At 60.0% G+C, this 16,774-nt stretch carries 11 protein-coding genes; 3 read left to right on the forward strand and 8 right to left on the reverse strand.

From position 1 onward, the window contains the following. Positions 1-150 precede the first annotated feature (150 nt). The 8 genes from J7I86_RS09620 to J7I86_RS09655 all read right to left on the reverse strand — a co-directional run bounded on the left by J7I86_RS09620 (position 151) and on the right by J7I86_RS09655 (position 13,227). Positions 151-2,394 (reverse strand): YfhO family protein, encoded by a 2,244-nt coding sequence (locus J7I86_RS09620; RefSeq protein WP_214819196.1) that lies wholly within the window; start codon positions 2,392-2,394, stop codon positions 151-153. Between the two features lie 92 nt (positions 2,395-2,486). Continuing rightward, the gene (locus J7I86_RS09625) at positions 2,487-3,515 is read right to left on the reverse strand and encodes a lysylphosphatidylglycerol synthase domain-containing protein (protein ID WP_214819198.1); all 1,029 of its coding nucleotides are present in this window, start codon (positions 3,513-3,515) and stop codon (positions 2,487-2,489) included. Beyond that, entirely contained in the window at positions 3,512-4,267 is a 756-nt protein-coding gene (locus tag J7I86_RS09630; RefSeq protein ID WP_286179508.1) for a glycosyltransferase, read from the reverse strand. The genes J7I86_RS09625 and J7I86_RS09630 overlap by 4 nt, the downstream gene beginning before the upstream one ends. Before the next feature lie 213 nt (positions 4,268-4,480). Beyond that, a complete protein-coding gene (locus tag J7I86_RS09635) occupies positions 4,481-7,564 on the reverse strand; it encodes a chitobiase/beta-hexosaminidase C-terminal domain-containing protein (RefSeq protein WP_214819201.1) in 3,084 nt (1,027 codons plus the stop codon). After that, positions 7,564-8,091 carry a hypothetical protein gene (locus tag J7I86_RS09640; RefSeq protein ID WP_214819643.1) on the reverse strand — a complete coding sequence of 176 codons (528 nt, stop codon included), beginning with the start codon at positions 8,089-8,091 and terminating at the stop codon, positions 7,564-7,566. Before J7I86_RS09640 ends, J7I86_RS09635 begins: the two co-directional genes overlap by 1 nt. A gap of 84 nt (positions 8,092-8,175) precedes the next feature. Further along, the gene (locus tag J7I86_RS09645) at positions 8,176-9,018 is read right to left on the reverse strand and encodes a hypothetical protein (protein ID WP_286179509.1); all 843 of its coding nucleotides are present in this window, start codon (positions 9,016-9,018) and stop codon (positions 8,176-8,178) included. 104 nt (positions 9,019-9,122) lie between these two features. Continuing rightward, positions 9,123-10,469 (reverse strand): hypothetical protein, encoded by a 1,347-nt coding sequence (locus tag J7I86_RS09650; protein ID WP_214819205.1) that lies wholly within the window; start codon positions 10,467-10,469, stop codon positions 9,123-9,125. A 256-nt stretch (positions 10,470-10,725) separates the two neighbouring features. Then, positions 10,726-13,227, reverse strand: coding sequence for a GH25 family lysozyme (locus J7I86_RS09655; protein ID WP_396019859.1), 2,502 nt, complete (start codon positions 13,225-13,227; stop codon positions 10,726-10,728). A gap of 524 nt (positions 13,228-13,751) precedes the next feature. On the opposite strand from J7I86_RS09655, the gene J7I86_RS09660 reads away from it, so the two are divergent. The 3 genes from J7I86_RS09660 to J7I86_RS09670 are packed head-to-tail and all read left to right on the forward strand — an operon-like array spanning position 13,752 to position 16,767. After that, entirely contained in the window at positions 13,752-14,975 is a 1,224-nt protein-coding gene (locus J7I86_RS09660) for a CpaF family protein (protein WP_214819209.1), read from the forward strand. Further along, positions 14,975-15,829, forward strand: coding sequence for a type II secretion system F family protein (locus J7I86_RS09665; RefSeq protein ID WP_214819211.1), 855 nt, complete (start codon positions 14,975-14,977; stop codon positions 15,827-15,829). The genes J7I86_RS09660 and J7I86_RS09665 overlap by 1 nt, the downstream gene beginning before the upstream one ends. Further along, the gene (locus tag J7I86_RS09670; protein ID WP_214819213.1) at positions 15,826-16,767 is read left to right on the forward strand and encodes a type II secretion system F family protein; all 942 of its coding nucleotides are present in this window, start codon (positions 15,826-15,828) and stop codon (positions 16,765-16,767) included. Before J7I86_RS09665 ends, J7I86_RS09670 begins: the two co-directional genes overlap by 4 nt. The last annotated feature ends 7 nt before the right edge of the window (positions 16,768-16,774 follow it).

Consider the following 16,774-nt stretch of genomic DNA (forward strand, 5'->3'; position numbering starts at 1 on the left):
TGGTGTGCTCGCGGCATCCAAACTGCCCGCGCATCTGTTCCCTGTAAGACGTGAGCAGGGCATTTGGGCGGCCTCACAAGAAGAGAGCGCCCGTCCCTGTTAGGACGGACGCTCTTGTGCCTTGCAGGCGCTTTGGTCTATGCCAGCAGGCTAGACGGAGACCTTTTCAACCGACTCCGGAATCACTTGTTCTTCCGACGCCTTGCGGCGATGCCGTCGAACGTAGTGGAAAACAGTGAACACGAGAATCCCGAACCACGCGGCTGCTTGGGCTGCCAGGCCCATGGTGAGGCCCGGCGTCGTGAAGCTCACGTCCACCGAGGTGGCACCCGCCGGTACGTCCACCAGTATCACTCCGGCCGGACCCTGTGTGAGCTTCTGCGGTTCGCCATCTACCGTGACGGTGTAACCCGGCCATGCGAGGCGGGCAAGGGTCAGTTTGCCTGCACTGCCGTCGCCGGACAGGGTGATGTGTTCATCATTGCCATTCCTGACCGCATCCTTCACGGAGATGCCGTCCGAGGCCCAGGAAACGGTGCCCGGGTAGGGCAAAGGGTTCTCCCGCTGAAGGATTGTCCTGGTTTCATCCAAGGCCACAATTGACCAGCCGGGGGCGATGTTGAGTTGCTCGGGGGCGATCATCGTCTTTTGAACGGCCACGGTCTCAACCTGCAGGACGTCCGCCAGCGTGGCGTCGATTTCCCCGGAGGCCTGTTTGAACAGTTCAGTGTAAGCAAGCGGGCAGGTTTCACCTCGGTAATTCATGCACAAGGCATTGACGTAGGTGGTGAAACTGATTCCGCTGTAACGGCCCATGCTGTTATTAACGTCGGCATTGAGGATCTGGTTGCCATAGAGGAGGCGGCCCTCAGTGAATTCCTCACCGGTGATCTTCATGGTGTTGAAGATCTGAATTGTGTTACCCCGGTAATGACTGGTGGAGTCACGCAATGTGTCTGCGTCCACGGGCGAGCCGATCCCGGCCACGGCATTGTTAGGGACAAACTGCCGGGATTGCATACCCAGGGTAGCGATTATTCCCAGCACCATCACTGCTGCGAGGCCTCGGTAGCCGAACCGCTTCCAGCCAAGAACGGCCAACCCCACCAGTACGAGCGTCACGGCCAAAGTGAAGATCTGCCATTTGCCGCCGTCGGGCACCATGGACCAGGCCCGGTAGGTTCCAAAACCCAGGATGGCGACGGTGATGAACAACCGTTTCTTCCAAGACGTGGTCTTCAGACCGGCTGAGGCCACCACTGCGACGAGCACGATGACGCCGAGGTACACGTACTCGATGAGTCGAATCGGCCAACGGAAGACAAGCACCTGGGAAGGAGCGAAGGTCAGCAGGAAATAGATTCCAGTGATGATGTAAATGCTGAAAATTTGGCGCGAGCGGTTCCGGAAGCTCCGGAAATCAAGCCAGGGAAGCAACGGCAGGACGAACCATGCCAGATAGCTTGAAGGCACGTTGTCGATGGGAGCCCAGAAGTTGTTGATTCGGGGCCTCATGGAGGACGTGCTCATTGTCAGCAGCGATGACATATCCGGGGAAAGGAAGAGGTCATTCAAAATTTCGTTCTGCTGGCGTACAGTCACGGCAGAGCTGAGGGGCAAAGGGAAGTAGACCAGGACAGCGGTCAGACCGACCAAGGCGCCGACGATGACGATGGGAATAAGCCGACGCCAGTGCCTCATCAGCATCAACTCGACGGCGACTGCTGCGAGGACAAGGATGACGCCTATGGCTCCGTAGGGGTTCCCGGCAGTCATGGTGAGGAAGCCCAGCAGGAACGGCAGGAACGGTGACGTGTTGCGACGAGCATAGCGTCGGACCGACCACCAGAAAACGGTGATCCAGGCGAAGGCCATCAGACCGCCCGGCCAGCGGGCTGCCTCATAGAAGAGCGTAAAGCCGCTGAAGGGGATGGCTACGCCGACGGCCAGGGCAAGCGGCCTGTTGGAACCGTAGTCACGGGCCAGCATGAACGTACCGAACGCCAGTAACCCGATGAACTGGACGATGATGAAGTAGCTCGCGAGGGACAGGTTCTCGAAGTTCGAAACGATAACTGAGTTGACGATGTTGACCGGGTTGAAGATACCGTAGCCCACCTCCGCCACGATGTTGCCGCCCACCCAGCCGCCTGGCTCCATCAACGGGAATCGGCCGGAGCGTATCTCCTCACCCATGTGCCTCCACAACGGGAGGAAGGACTGCATCATGTCATCCCAGTAATAGAACGTGGGGTTGAAGAGTCGGGGAATGATGGAGGCGACGGCTGCTATGGCGGCAGTGACTATGCCCCAATGCCAGTCGTGCTGCAAGAAGTAGCGCCGCCGGGCAACCGGCGGGCGCTGGGCAGAAGCCCCGGATGTTCCTGCTGTCATGGTTTTGGCTTGCTCCTTAGCGCGCGGCATAAGTCTGGATATTGGCCCGAGGGACTGCCGGGATCACGGAAAGCCCGGGGATCCGGAACCCGCTACTTGGCCTCGGAGGCGGAGTCGGCGGGGGTCTTGGAGGCGGACTGTTGACGCCACCGGAAGTGAACAAAAGCGATACCGACGCACAGCAGGTCCGCAATGGTGAACATGATGCGTGACAGGGCTGCGATTGCTGTGGCAGCACCGGCGCTCATCATTCCGGCCAAGGCAAGGATGAGGATCGCTTCCCGGGCACCAACTCCGGCAGGAAGCAGGAATGCCAGTACACCCAGGGTCATGCCAAGCGCCAGAGCACCAGTCAGCACAAGGAACGTTGCGAGGTCAAGGGTGGCCTCGTGGCCGACCAGGATCCACAGGTGCAGGCCGAAGCACAGGTACATCAGGACGCCGAGGATGAAGGCCTTCACCATGGTGGTGGCCTGAATACGCTCGGGAAGCGGGGGGCGGCGGAAGACCCGCAGGACGATGTTGACCAGGAACGTCACAACGTTCGGGTTCATCGCCAGGATCACCACAGGAAGTATGACGTACAACCACTGCAGATTGGGCTGCCGTTGGACCAGGATCGGAAGAGCTGAAGCTCCAACTACCAGAGCCGCTCCAATGGTGATTCCTGTACTCACAAGGGATGCCACGAAGACCTGCCCACGCGCGATGCCGTTTTTACGGCCAAGCTCCATCTGCAGCACGAATGCCCATACGGAACCGGGAAGATATTTGCCGATTTGGCCGACGAGGTAGATCTGGTTGAGCACCAAACCTTGGGGCTCGATGTCAACCGACCTCAACAGGCTCGCCATAACGACCCGCCACATGTACATCCCCAGAAGGACACCAGGGATGAGTGCCAGCAGGGACAGCAGCACCTGCCACCAGTACAGCGCGAAAACTGTGGCTTGGACTTGCGGCCACTGGACTGCAATGAAATACACTGCGGCGGCGAACACGATCACTACCAGTGCGCGCCGTGCGAAGTCCACCAGCTTGGCTTTGGTGGTCTTTGCAGGCGGCTGTTCCTGATTGAGATCGTTGTTGTTCGAAGGTGTTTCTGCGATTGAATCCGTCATGAGGCGTGCGTCCCCGCGCTGGGTGCCGCCGCGAACTCACGCCGACGGCGGCGCATGGCCACGAGTCCTTTGAACATCTTCACGACGTCGGCAGTCCGGATGGTGGTTTCGCCCGGTTCGTCGTCGGGCGCCAGCGTGACGGGCACTTCGACGATCGTAAAGCCCTGCTTTTCAGCGGCATAGACGACTTGCGTGCTGAAGAGGAATCCGGGGTCGTCAAAGCGGTCAACCATGCTCCGAAGCCACTCGCCGTCGACAATCAGGGTCCCCTGGGAGTCGCCGATCTTGGATCCGAGAATAACCTGTCGCAGGGTCTTGAATCCGAAGGTGGTAATTCCACGGATTGTACTGCGTTCAGTGATCGAGTCTTTGTGGGCCTTCGAACCGATAACGACATGCGGTTTGGTGGCTAGTTTTTTGTCTTCGTCAAGATCGTCCGTGCCGAAGGGGAGGTCGTCGGCCGTGAGGAGTACCCGGCGGCCGGAGCTGGCTTCGATGCCCCTTCGGTAGGCATTTCCCATGCCCTTTTGGCTCTGGAGAACCTGGAACGTCACGTTGGGAGTGTCCACCGCGTGCTTGAGGGCGACCTCGAGTGTTTTGTCGGAAGAACCGTTCTCCACGATGATGATCTCGGAGGTGCCACTGGTCAAGTAGCCGGAAAGACGGGCCATTGTTGCCGCCAAAATCCGTTCTCCGTTATAGACCGGGATCACAACGGAGAGATCCGGTTGGCCTGCCTGGTCGAAAGTCAAGACTCTCCTCGGTAGTTCGTGCCGACGAATTCTTGAACGCCAGCCGCAGCCCGCAACGCTGGTGTCACGAGTTCCTTGCAAACCCTCAGTCTAGTTCATTGTTGGATGCCTTCTGTGGAAGGGCAGCAGCTTCACCGCTGGCGGCAGACGAAAGGGGTGCACCGGATATTCTCCGATGCACCCCTCAAAACAGCAAGCTACGTCCGGCCCCTATCAGGGGAGCGAGGTGAATCCTTGCCATCCGTTGCCTATCTGGCCCCAAGCCAGCCAGCCGCCGGTACCGTTGCCTGGATAGAGCCACAGATTGCCGCTGGCGTCCCGGGCCAGGACATCAGCTTTTCCATTGCCGTTGAAATCGCCTGGTCCGAGCAGGGCCGTCATGCCGTTCCACCCGCTGCCGATCTGGGAGCGCGTGCCCCACCCGCTGCTGCCGTTGCCGGGGTAGAGCCACAAGACGCCTCCCGTATCGCGGGCAATGACGTCGGTCTTCGCGTCGCCGTTGAAGTCACCAGTGCTGAACATGGCGTTCATGACGTTCCAGCCTGCTCCGACCTGGGTCCGGCCGGTGCTGAACTTACCCGATCCGTCACCTTTGTAGAGCCACAGGACTCCGGAAGCATCCCTGGCGAGGACATCCGATTTTCCGTCTCCGCTGAAGTCGCCCGGTGCTGCCACAGCCGTGAAGCCGCTCCAACCGGAGCCGACAACCTCAGGAGGCTGCCATCCGCCTACACCGTTGCCTTTGAAGAGCAGGATCTGGCCGGAGGCGTCCCGGGCCAGGACGTCACTTCGTCCATCGCCGCTGAAGTCCCGTGTTGGGACGATCAGGTTGTAGTTGTTCCACGATGTACCTGTGTTGACCTTGCCCAACCATCCGCCGGTGCCGTTGCCCGGGTAGAGCCACAGGGTACCTGCAGCGTCCCTGGCGAGGACGTCATTCTTGGCGTCGGAGTTGTAATCCTTCCAAGTATTAGCCGGCGCCGCAGGCAAAGTGTACGTCTGTGATGCCACTGCGGATTGGTTTCCGGCGGCATCAACGGCGAAGTACTTGACCGTGGTGGTGGCCGCCGGAGTGACTGTCACCGTTGTGGTCCCTGAAGGGCTTGAAACCGTCGGTGTGGAGTTGTCCGTGGTGTAGTAAATCTTCGCCCCGGACTCTGTTGTCAACGTGACCTTTTGACCAAGGGTGAGGTTTCCACCCAAGGGGCTTGCAGCCACCGTTGGGGCAACGTTGTCCAGAACATACACCTGGGATTGGGGTGCGGAAGCATTGTTGGCTGCGTCCACGGCAATGTACTTGATGGTCTTGTTTCCCATGGTGATGGGACCGGTGTAGAGGGTACTGGTCGCGGTGGGAGTTGTGCCATTCTCCGTGTAGTAGATCTTGGCGTCGGCCTCACTCGCGGTCAGTGTGACCTTGGCGGTAGGACCATACGTTCCGCCTACGGGACTGGCTGTCACGGTAGGTGGTGTGGTGTCAGCTACGAAGACCGTGAAGTTGACGCCTGCAACGGTGGTGTTGCCTGCAGCATCCCTGGCCTCTACCTCGAACCTGTTTGGTCCGTTCGCGATGTCCGCATAGACCTTCGGCGAGGTACATGCGGTGAAGGCATCGGTTCCCAATCGGCAACGGAATCCCACCACGTCCGAGGAGGTGGAGCTGAATTGGAACTGGTAGCCGGCGCCGACGGTGGCTCCGCTGGCCGGAGCCGTGATCGCCACCTGGGGGGCCGTCAGATCAGCTGTGACTGTTTGTGCAGCAACGGGGCTGACATTGCCCGCCTGGTCGGTGCTGCGGATCCGCAAAGTATGGACACCGGCTGTGGTGAGCGTGAAGGTGTCGCCCGGTACACAGGCCTTGAAAGCGGTATCTGCAGTGGAGTCAACTGAACAGGTGAGTGTCGTTCCTGGCTCGAAAGTGGCACCCAAGACAGGCTTACCGTTGACCACCTGACCACTGTTTGGAGCAGTGAAGACAGGGGTAGCAGGTGCGACTGTATCCACCGTGAAGGTCCGTGAAACCGGAACTCCGCCTGGGGCAGGCCTTACGGAGAAGGTCTGCGGTCCGTTGAGAAGTGCAGTTGACGTATAGGTTCCGCCAGTGCAGTCCGCCCACGTCCCGCCCATGGAACACTCCAAGGCGCTGCCGGCCGGTTCTGCGGTCACAACGAACGTCGGAGTGGTGTCATTGGTGAACTCGGGGTTGGGGGCCTGTGCGCCGTTTGCCAGCGTGGGACCTGAAGTAATTTTGGCCACTGCGCCGCCGAGGAGGCTGATACTGCCCCGTCCGGTCCCCGGGGTGGAGCCCAGCTGTCCGGGATCGTCGAGGACCAGAAGTTGACCGCCACGTATTCCCAGGCCGCTGATCTTGCTGAATCCCAAGGCCCATTGGTTGTCTACTGCGCCGGTGGCGAGGTTGAGGCGTGACACCTTGTCTGCGCCCGCTGTGGTGCCGCTGTTCGTTCCGGTGTAGATAATGTTGGCGTCGTAGTCGTAGAAGATCGACGATGCGATGCCGACGTTGTAGGAAGCCAACGGCACGTAGTCTGTCATTTCACCGTTGTCCGGGGCAGAGAACGCCCTGAGGCCAGTGGTTTCGAGAACATAGACACTGACGTGTCCGTTGCTGTCCCAGCCCGCTGCCACAAGGCCCAGTGCGCGGGTGGTGACCGACGCAATGGATTCAATACTTGGGTGCATGATTGTGGGATCAACGATTTTGATGATGGAGCGGGCATTGGCGAACGACATATAGATGTTGCCGTCAGGGCCGTCGGAAACCGCATTCGGACGGACGTCGCCATCGAGGACCGTCAGCGTACTGCTGTACTCGAAGAGGTCCAATGGCGGATTCCATACTGCCCGTACAAGATGAGAACTCCCCACAGCTGAGTCCGGAATGAAGGCTGTTTCATCGCCGTTGCCGATGGACCCAGGAGTCGGATCGAGCATGATGGAAACTCCTGGCACCTTAGGTCCCGGCCCTGCTCCTGGCAGACTTCCCCCCAAGCATGTGTCTCCCTCGATGGTGCCTGCATTCCCGTTCACGGGTTCGGACATCCGGCAGAATCCGGCCACACTGTCTGAAACCCACATCCGGCCAATGGGGTCCAGAACAGTCCCCGCCGGCTTGGTGAGCCCAACCCCTATGATTTGTTTTTGTTGGTCCGCATGGGCGGGAGTGCTTGAGACCACCGCTGTCATGCCTGCAACCGTCAGGAGAACTGCTGCGAGTGCCGTGACGACCTTGTGTCCGCGAAGCCGCCAACCGGCGTCGGGCCTTGTTTGCTGTTCCATTACGCCACTTCCTTCAACCACTTGGTCAGGACAGCGGCTTGCGGTGCCATGGGCGCCAGCGTGAGAGCCCCCTTGACGATGGGAACACCGCCGAGCCCGTAGAGTGCCGTACTGATGGTCGGTGGATTGTTCCTGGTGCAGGCTTTGACAATTGCGAGGCAAATGTCATTCCGTGATCCAGCGGCGCCCGCTTCTATAGCGACATTTACTGCGGCATTTTCTTCCGCTGCCAATGTCTGGGGCTGTGGGCCGACATAAGTCACTACGACGTCGGCGAATTTCTTGTATTGAGTGTTTGCCCAAACCTCTTCAAGGCTCGACAAGATGATGAGCGGATTTCCATTGGCTCCGCGGCACTCGAATTGATAGCGCTTTACTGGTTCGGGTCTTTCGACGCGTGGTTTGTCGGCATCGCCGGCATTCGTGACGCCCAGTTTGAAGGGCTCAACATTTTCTACGACCTTGACCGAGCAGCCTGTAAGAACGAGACCGGCTAGGCCAAGCTGGACGACAACGCGTCTTGGCATGTCCACCGAGGGATCCCCACTTCATTCGGATGCTCCCCAGCTCCGCATGCAGTTGGATTTTCGCCCCAGCCGTTACCGGCTGCATTACTCCATCTTCTCCCAAATTCCGCATTTGTCACTAGTTAGGACGTCTTTTTCTTCAAGGATTATTCCGGATTGACCTTCTACTGCCCCTCCGCTGGCCTTTTTGCTGCCGTCAGAGGCAGACACTGACCACGTGCAGCCCTCAGGCGGGGTCTTTCGGAGATGGAACTTCCCGGGAACCAGGCCACCGCTCGCTACTGCGTACTCACCGTCTCCAGCCCGTTCGCCGGACGCCCAGAGTCCTATGATTTTTCCTTGTGGCGCCTTGGGGCAGAGCTCACTGGCCGCTTGCAGCATCTGCCGGCTGCTGCGTCCGAACAGTTCGGAAGCGGCGTCGTCGCTGACGCGTGTGCAGAGCCCCAGGGCCGTCAAATACGCGTCGAGGCCGTCGGATGGTGTGACGTTGGGCTCTGCTATGGAGATGATCCTCGACTCATCCTCAGTGGGTTCGAAGGGAACCAGCCCTTCATAGCTCGCAGTGCAGGAAGACAGCCGGACATATTCCGTAGAAGCCCACACCTCCGCAAGACTTGTGAAGGTAACATCCGGAACCGCCTCGTTAAGGTTTGAGCATACGTAAGAGAACCGGCCCGAATCGTCGGGGGCTCCGGCGCCCTGTCCGCTGCCATTGCCGGGCGTTGTCGGTTCGGGGTCCGACGACGCCGATGATGAAGGCCTGGTGGTCGGAGCTGTCGATGCGGAGGAAAGGGATGAAGTGGTGGGCGCGGGTGTTGTTGTGCCGGAGCATCCGGCAATCAGCAGTATCAGCGCCGCAGCGGCCGGGTACAGGGTTCGCATGGTGACCTCCACCTCCATGGTTGTCAGAACCCGAGTGCTGGTCAATGAGTTTTCCCGCGATTCGGGTATCAATACCGCTACAAAAGTGTTGCTGTGCAAAACGTCGAAGGCCCTGATCCGGTGACCAAGGCCTTCGACGTTGTTGGTTCTTAGGCGAACATTGAGTTCAGGGTGTTGATGACAGTTGCTTCGACGCCCGTTGTTCCGCCCCTGAAGTGACCGATGTGTCCGTAGACGGTCATGGCGCCCCCCGCGATTCCCGGATGGTCCGGGTCCCAGCCGCCTTCGTAGCTGCCCCCGGCTGAATAGGGCGGCAGGAACTGGGCACTGGGTAGGTAGTAGCACGACTCGTTTCCGTAGCCACCAACGATGACGCCATTTGCGCCGCCGAACCTTGCGCGGAAATACGCGGCATAACCGCTGACCAGCTCACCACCTACGATTCCGATCCTCAGCTGTGGGCTTCCCCCGAACTTCCAGACCTGGAAGGGACAGGCGACCGTCGTTGCATAGCTGCCGCTGTCGATTCGACCAATCATGACTTGGGCGTGGCGTCCATACCAAGCCGGATTGCCGTCCAGGTTGGGCAACCGAGACACATAGGCGGCGCGGACAGCTGCCATGTTCCCGGCCGTGGGCGTGATGTCCAGCGGAATCTGCACTTCCTGGTAGCTGGTTTGCAGGGGGCTGCCAATGGATCTGCCCGGTGTCTGTATGGCCACGTCAACAGCAGCGCCCAGCGTGGTGGCGTACTCGTCCCTCAACTCCCAGCTGGGTACTCCCATAGGGTTCTGGTCTCCAGCTGCTCCTTGCAGGAACAGGGCAAAGCACTCCGGGTTGTTGTTTTCGATGTAGTTGCAAGCTCCGGCGGGATAATCGCCGTCGAAAAGCGTGCGCATGCCAGCCGCCACAGGGTGGCAAGCGTAGTTGAAGATGACTGCTACGGCGTTTCCGTTGGACTTGCGCGCGACGATGATGGGAACGGTGTCTTCAAGGTAGGGCAGTCCTACCCTGTTGTACGCGATGCTGGCTGTTGTGACCTTGTAGTCCAACGTGACCGGCGTCTGGGCTGCATCGAGTGCCTCGCTGGCAGCCTCCACGAGATCATTCTCCAGGTGCTCGCTGTAGGTCTCCACCATTGACAGGTCCGATAGTCCGTAGCACATGAACGGGTGGAGGGTGTCGACGACGGCAGGCCCGTTGTGCGTGTGCGTGGACTGAATGAGGATGTCGCCGTTGGACCAACCCGCCAGCGCCAGGATCCGTTGCCGGGCGCGCTGGTGGATTGATCTGGGCAGGGCCAGAATGTCAACGCTCATGATGAGGTTGGGGGAGCCGTTTTCCCACAGCACAATCGCACGAACCCATAACGATTCGTAGGGTGCACTGCTGGTAGCCTCCCGGCCGCCGTCGAGGGTTCCGTACCCCGCCATATAGGGATTGACGTCAAGCGGCGGCGATATGCTGACCTTGGCCGTTGAAACGGTAAACGCCATGAAAGATCACTCCTTGATTGTGCGCATTGGTGACCTTCGCTTGCCCCCAAACAAAGCCCGTTTCCCGAATGCGCTGAACAGCCAATACGTGAGACCACCTTCATTAGATCACGCAATCCTGTGATTTAAGCCAGTCCTTCGACCTAAACATTATTTGTTTCCTTTACGGAGTTTTTGGCAAATGCGAAAGGGCCTGCACACTCCTTTTCGAAAGTGTGCAGGCCCTTAGCGAATTCCGGGCGTTGAGCCGGAGCGTCTAACTGGCGGGGGTAAGGATTTTCAGGCCGCCCCAGTCGGTGCCGACCCTCGTGGGAGTACCCCAGCTTCCATTCTGTTGGACAGGGTAGTAGCGCAGCTCGCCGCCGGTTGTCCGCGCGAGGATTCCGGTGGACCCGGCTCCGGCGAATCCGCGGATGGATCCGTAGCTGTTGATCACGTTCCAGCCGATCCCTACGGTGTCGGCCGCCTCCTGAATGAATGCTCCATTGCCGTTTGATCTGTAGAGCACCAAATCGCCGGCTGTATTTTTCGCCAGTAGATCCATATTCGAGTCCTTGTCGAAGTCCATCTGGAGGATGCTCAATCCAGCCCAGCCCGTACCAATCTGGACACGCGTTCCCAAGCCGGTGCCGGACGGGTTGCTGATATGGAACAAGCGACCTGAGGGGTCGTATCCCACGATGCTCGGCCGGGGATCGGACTTCTTCCACGAACCAACTGTGAGTGTCCAGTCCTTCCAGCCGGTTCCAAGACTGATCGGCGCTCCATAGCCTCGGCCCTTGAATCCCGGGTAGACGCTGAGTCGACCATCACTCCACTGCGCCAGGATGTCCAAGGCGCCGTCGTCGTTCCAGTCAGTGAGGAAGCCCGCCTTCATGCCACTCCACTGCGTGCCGATGAGTTCGGCAGGCATCAAGGACGTGGAACCTGACCCCGGGTAGCGGTACAGGTTGCCGTCTTGGCGGGCAGCCACGACGTCTCGTGTGTCGACGCCCAGGGTGGACTCAACGTTGACAGGCGCGCCACTGATGACATTCGCGTCATTCCAACCGACTCCGATGAGGAAACGGTTACCCCAGGACCCGGATACTGCAGGGTAGTAGTAAAGGTCGCCGTTGGCAGTCCGGGCTTGCAGCCCCTGCGAACCGGAGCCACTAAAACCGGCCGCCGAGCTTACGGACGTCATGGCGGACCAGCCGTTGCCAATCACCCGGCTTGGTTCGGAGAGGAATGATCCCAACCCATTGGAACGGTAGAGGCGCATGATGCCATCGTTCGTTCGGGAGACGATGTCCTGGTTACCGTCGCCGTCGAAGTCCAGCTGGTTGAACTGGTGCCCCCCGAATCCGGTCCCGATCAACACGCCTCCGCTGAGCGCACCGGCGCCAGCATTCGTATAGCGGTAGAGGTTTCCTTTGCCATCCTGACCGATGACACCGGGGTATGCGTCTCTGGAGTTCCACCAGCCAACGGTGAGTGACATCTCCTGCCACCCGGTTCCTACCAGTGTGGGAGCGAGGAAGCCCCCGCCGGATGCTCCCCGGAAGACCTGGAGCGAACCGTCCGGCCATTGGGCGAGGATGTCCTGGACGCCGTCCTGGTTCCAGTCAACGACGTGCACGGATTGTGCAGTTCCCCATCCTGAGCCGATGGCCACTGGTCCTGTGATGCGGCCCTGCCCGTCTGCCGGAAAATTGTTCAGGCGTCCGGAGGGCATGGCAGCGAGCACGTCGGCCCCGGACCGGATCGAGGGGCTTGAAGGCCGGGAAACACCTCGCGCAAAAGTCCGAAGCTGGTCATATGTGCCGTTGAAGATGTTTGAATCGCCTTCAAAGGGGCCGGTGCTGGTGTACTGCCACATGGTGAAATCGCCCCAGCTGAGGGGCATATCCCCGGGCGAGTTGGTGGGGTTGTTCCAGTAGGACGCGATCCACAGGGGATAGTTTCCGAAGGTGGAGTTCCCCACGCAGGTGTTCCACCAGTCGGTGGTGCTGTAGATGACCGGGAAGCGGCCGGTGAGAGCCTTGACCGTGTTCCCAAAATCAGCTGCCCATTGTCCGAGCTGGGCCTTGGACATGTCGTAGCACGTGTTTCCGAAGTAGAAGCCGTTGATGGTGCGTCCGGCATAGGGGTTGTATTCGATGTCCAGGACGGGCGGGAGGGTGTAGCCGTCGGCCGTCCACGCACCACCGTTGGCCACGAAGTATCTGGCTTGATCTGCACCAGAGGACCAGTTGGGGATCGCGAAGTGGTAGGCGCCCCTGACCATGCCTACGTCCCGGGAGCCGTTGTACTGCTGAGTGTAGTTTTCATTAAGGTAGTAGTTGCCCTCGGACGCCTTGACGTAGGCCCACCGGGAGCCCAAGTTCCATTGACTTTGCCAATTGACGTTGCCTTGATGGGCGCTGACATCCTGCCCCGCGATGCCGATGGTAGGGCGCCAGTGAGAAGTATCAGCCGCCATGGGTACGGCTGAATTCACTGATCCGCCAACTCCCCGGGCTCCGGCAGGGGGTGCGGTTTCGTTCTGTTGCTTTGCCGATAACACTCTGGGCGATCGCTGGCCCATTTCAGCGCCACCGGCTGGAATAGCCGCCCTCATGGCCGCCTTCATGGCGTCGGCATCGGGCGCGGTACCAGGCGTTGCCTGTGGCGCTGGCCTCTGCGCTTCAGCCTGCCCCGACGCCTTTGAGACCGGCGGCGGTGTAACGGTTGGTGAAGGTTCGACGGCGGGCAGCGGCTCTTGCTGGTTGGGCACCGACGTATGGTTCGGCAACTCGCTGCCGGGGGCCGCTGAACCGGAGCCATTTCCGGCCGGACGGGGCCCTTGGGATGGCGGATTAGCCTGGGTGTCCGACTGCGGGGCCGGTTGCGGTCCGGAAGTCTGGGCCCACACGGGCGCTCCAAGGCAACTGCCCCCCACCAAGGCAATAGTAAGCGCCAGGGTTGCACGCGCCAGCGGGATGCGCCGAACCGGGTCCATCGAATTAGTTTTCATCTTCACATCCGGCCCTGTACCGCGGCTCAGCGGCGCATGGGGTGGCTTGCGGACAAGCTCCGGGGCGGGCGCTTGCGCATGGGACCAAAGGCCAGCTCCTAACGGGCTTTACCCTAACATTCGGAAACTGGAGTGACTAGTGGGATCGACGATGCTGATGTGACTAGTGGTGACAGTTATCCACATGTGCCTCACGGCAACTTGAGGCACTGAATGCGCTCGCCTAGCGTGAGGAACTCGAGATGCGCCTCTCGTTTACGCGCTCGTGATCATCGGGGAGAGAAGTGGATGCTGTAGAAATCGTCGAAAGCGAAGTCCGGGAACTTATCCGTCGCCGCGGCCTGGATCCGTCGGAGCAAGCAAAGGATGTACGGCTCCTTGTGGACGCTGCGGTCAATGATTACGACGAACGGGCGCTCTTGGGCCCGCTGCCATCCCTCGGACACTTGGACGCCGCCCGGCAGCACATTTTTGATGCCGTGGCAGGTTTTGGTCCGCTGCAGCCGCTTTTGGATGATCCCGGAATCGAAGAGGTGTGGATCAACGCGCCGCATGAGATCTATGTTGCCCGCAACGGGGAATCCGAATTAACGGCCATAAGCCTCACAGAGCAGCAGGTGCGTGATCTTGTTGAAAGGATGCTCAAGAGTTCGGGGCGACGTGTGGATGTCTCGTCCCCGTTCGTGGACGCGGCCCTTCCGGACGGGTCCAGGCTGCACGTAGCAATCCCGGACATCACCCGGAAACACTGGGCCGTCAACATCAGAAAGTTCATCGCGAGGGCGAGCCGGCTCGAACACCTGGTAGAGCTTGGGAGCCTGACGCCCCAGGCGGCCAGATTCCTTGGTGCGTCGGTAGCCAGCGGACTCAACATCCTGGTTTCGGGGGCAACCCAAGCGGGAAAGACCACCATGCTGAATTGCCTGGCTGCAAGCATCGGTTCCCGTGAACGCGTCATCACGGTTGAGGAGATCTTTGAACTGCAGCTGCCTCTGCGCGACGTGGTGGGATTGCAGTGCCGCCAACCCAATCTCGAAGGTGAAGGCGAAATTCCTCTGCGGCGGCTTGTCAAGGAAGCGCTTCGAATGCGTCCGGATCGTCTGATAGTAGGAGAGGTTCGTGAGGCGGAAAGCCTGGACATGCTCATTGCACTGAACTCCGGGTTGCCCGGGATGTGTACCGTGCACGCAAACTCCGCCCACGACGCCGTCACAAAGATCTGCACCCTTCCCCTCCTTGCCGGGGCGAACATCTCCAGTGCTTTCGTAGTGCCCACGGTCGCATCGTGCATAGACCTCGTGGTGCATTGCGGGCGCCATGCAATAGGGCGCAGGCAGGTGACCGAGATCCTTTCCCTGGGACGCCGAGTGGAGAACGGGATCATCGAGTCCTCTGGTGTCTTCGGAATGGTTGCGGGGCAGTTGCAGCCCAGGGCCAACTCCATGCCTGCAGCGGATAAGTTTGCGCGGGCAGGTTTTGACGTGGCTGCCCTCCTGGAGCTGAACTGATGGCGCCACTCCTGGGGATCGCCGGGGGTATAGGAGTATTTCTCGTATGGTGGTCCACCTGGGTCCAGCCGCCCACTGAGCCTAAAAGGAAGAGGCCCCGGCGCTTGGACCTTCTCCTGATGTCAGCAGGAATCGAGAAAGTCTCCGGTGGCGGGCTTCTTGCCACCTGCGGCGGTTGTGGCCTCTTTGCTCTGCTTGCGTTCTATGTGTTGACAGGATCCCCGCCAGTTGCACTGTGTTTTGCAATCTTTGGTTCCTGGGTTCCATTCGCCACGGTGCGCTGGCGGGCGCGGAAGCGCAGGAACGCGCTTCGGCAGCTGTGGCCGGACGTGGTGGATCACTTGCGCTCGGCGATCCGTGCCGGCCTCGCACTTCCGGAAGCCCTGATTCAGTTGGGACACAACGGACCCGAAGAGTTGAGGGACTTGTTTCTGGATTTCGGGGCAGACTACAGAGCGGCCGGCAATTTCGAGGCCGCGGTGAACAAACTCAAAGACCGTCTCGCTGATCCCGTGGCCGACCGCATAATAGAGGCCTTGCGAATGACCCGCGAAGTGGGTGGCTCCGATCTCGGGCGAATGTTGGGAACTTTGTCCGGTTTCCTTCGTGACAGTGCGCGGACGCGCAGCGAGCTTGAAGCCCGTCAGTCATGGACCGTCAATGCGGCCCGGCTTGCTGTAGCTGCGCCCTGGATTGTCTTGGTGGTTATGGCAAGCAGGCCGGAAGCCATGCTGGCTTTCAACTCCGGCATCGGTGCCATGGTGCTTCTTGGAGGCCTCCTGGTGTCGGTTTTCTGCTACTCCATCATGCTTCGCGTCGGCGCCTTGCCAGAGGACGAACGGGTGTTTGGATGAATACATCAACCGCTCTCGCCGTGCTCTGCGGCCTGTTTCTGGGTGCCGGATGCTGGTTGATCCTGGTGAGGCTGCCGTTTATGCGCGGAACGACATTCGCTGATCGCATCGAACCGCAATTGAAGTCGCAGAATCTGGAGTCGCGCCTTCTCCGCGGTCCCGTACACAATCTCACGCCGTTCGGGCCCCTGGAACGAATAGTTCGGCCGATTATCCGCGATGCAGTCTCCTCCATGTCCCGCTTGAACGTAGGCTCCGCAGCGCTTGCGAAGCGGCTTGCTCGTGCCGGTTCAACAAAATCAACGCTGGACTTCAGGGCTGAGCAGTTTCTATGGGCCGGTGTCGCTTTTGTTCTTGCTGTCATCGTGGTTGTTGCCGGTGCCAGCGCAGGCCGCTTCAGTCCGGCCGTGTCATTCCTTTCAGTCATCGGTAGCGCACTGGGCGGCTACCTGCTTCGCGATTACCTGTTGGGGCAGATAATCAAACGACGGGAGTCGAGGATGTTGTCCGAGTTTCCCAGCCTCGCGGAACTAATGGCGCTCGCCGTCGCTGCGGGGGAGAGCGCAATGGGTGCCATGGACAGGGTAAGCCGCAGTTCCAACGGTGAGCTCTCCGGGGAGTTCGCCACCATCCTGGCGGATACACGATCCGGTAAGCCGCTTACGGAAGCGCTCCAAGCCTTCTCATCAAGGGCGGAACTTCCGCCTTTGGTCAGGTTCATCGACGGCCTTGTGGTGGCTGTGGAGCGCGGGACGCCGCTGGCAGATGTCCTCAGGGCGCAGGCGGCGGACGTCCGCGACGCCGCACAGAGGGACCTCATGGAGTCCGCTGGCCGTAAAGAGATTGCCATGATGGTCCCGCTCGTTTTCGGCGTGCTCCCTCTGACTGTTATCTTTGCCGCTTTTCCTGCCATTGCCGCTTTGGAAATGAGTCTCTAACGTCCCA

The organism is Arthrobacter sp. ISL-95, from assembly GCF_018613695.1.
GTDB lineage: Bacteria > Actinomycetota > Actinomycetes > Actinomycetales > Micrococcaceae > Arthrobacter.

Bases quoted from the DNA above. Each gene is read 5' to 3' on its own strand.
- J7I86_RS09650 (WP_214819205.1), bottom strand. From the start codon at position 10,469: ATGGCGTTTACCGTTTCAACGGCCAAGGTCAGCATATCGCCGCCGCTT.
- J7I86_RS09620 (WP_214819196.1), bottom strand. From the start codon at position 2,394: ATGACAGCAGGAACATCCGGGGCTTCTGCCCAGCGCCCGCCGGTTGCC.
- J7I86_RS09640 (WP_214819643.1), bottom strand. From the start codon at position 8,091: ATGCCAAGACGCGTTGTCGTCCAGCTTGGCCTAGCCGGTCTCGTTCTT.
- J7I86_RS09665 (WP_214819211.1), top strand. From the start codon at position 14,975: ATGGCGCCACTCCTGGGGATCGCCGGGGGTATAGGAGTATTTCTCGTA.
- J7I86_RS09625 (WP_214819198.1), bottom strand. From the start codon at position 3,515: ATGACGGATTCAATCGCAGAAACACCTTCGAACAACAACGATCTCAAT.
- J7I86_RS09635 (WP_214819201.1), bottom strand. From the start codon at position 7,564: ATGGAACAGCAAACAAGGCCCGACGCCGGTTGGCGGCTTCGCGGACAC.
- J7I86_RS09670 (WP_214819213.1), top strand. From the start codon at position 15,826: ATGAATACATCAACCGCTCTCGCCGTGCTCTGCGGCCTGTTTCTGGGT.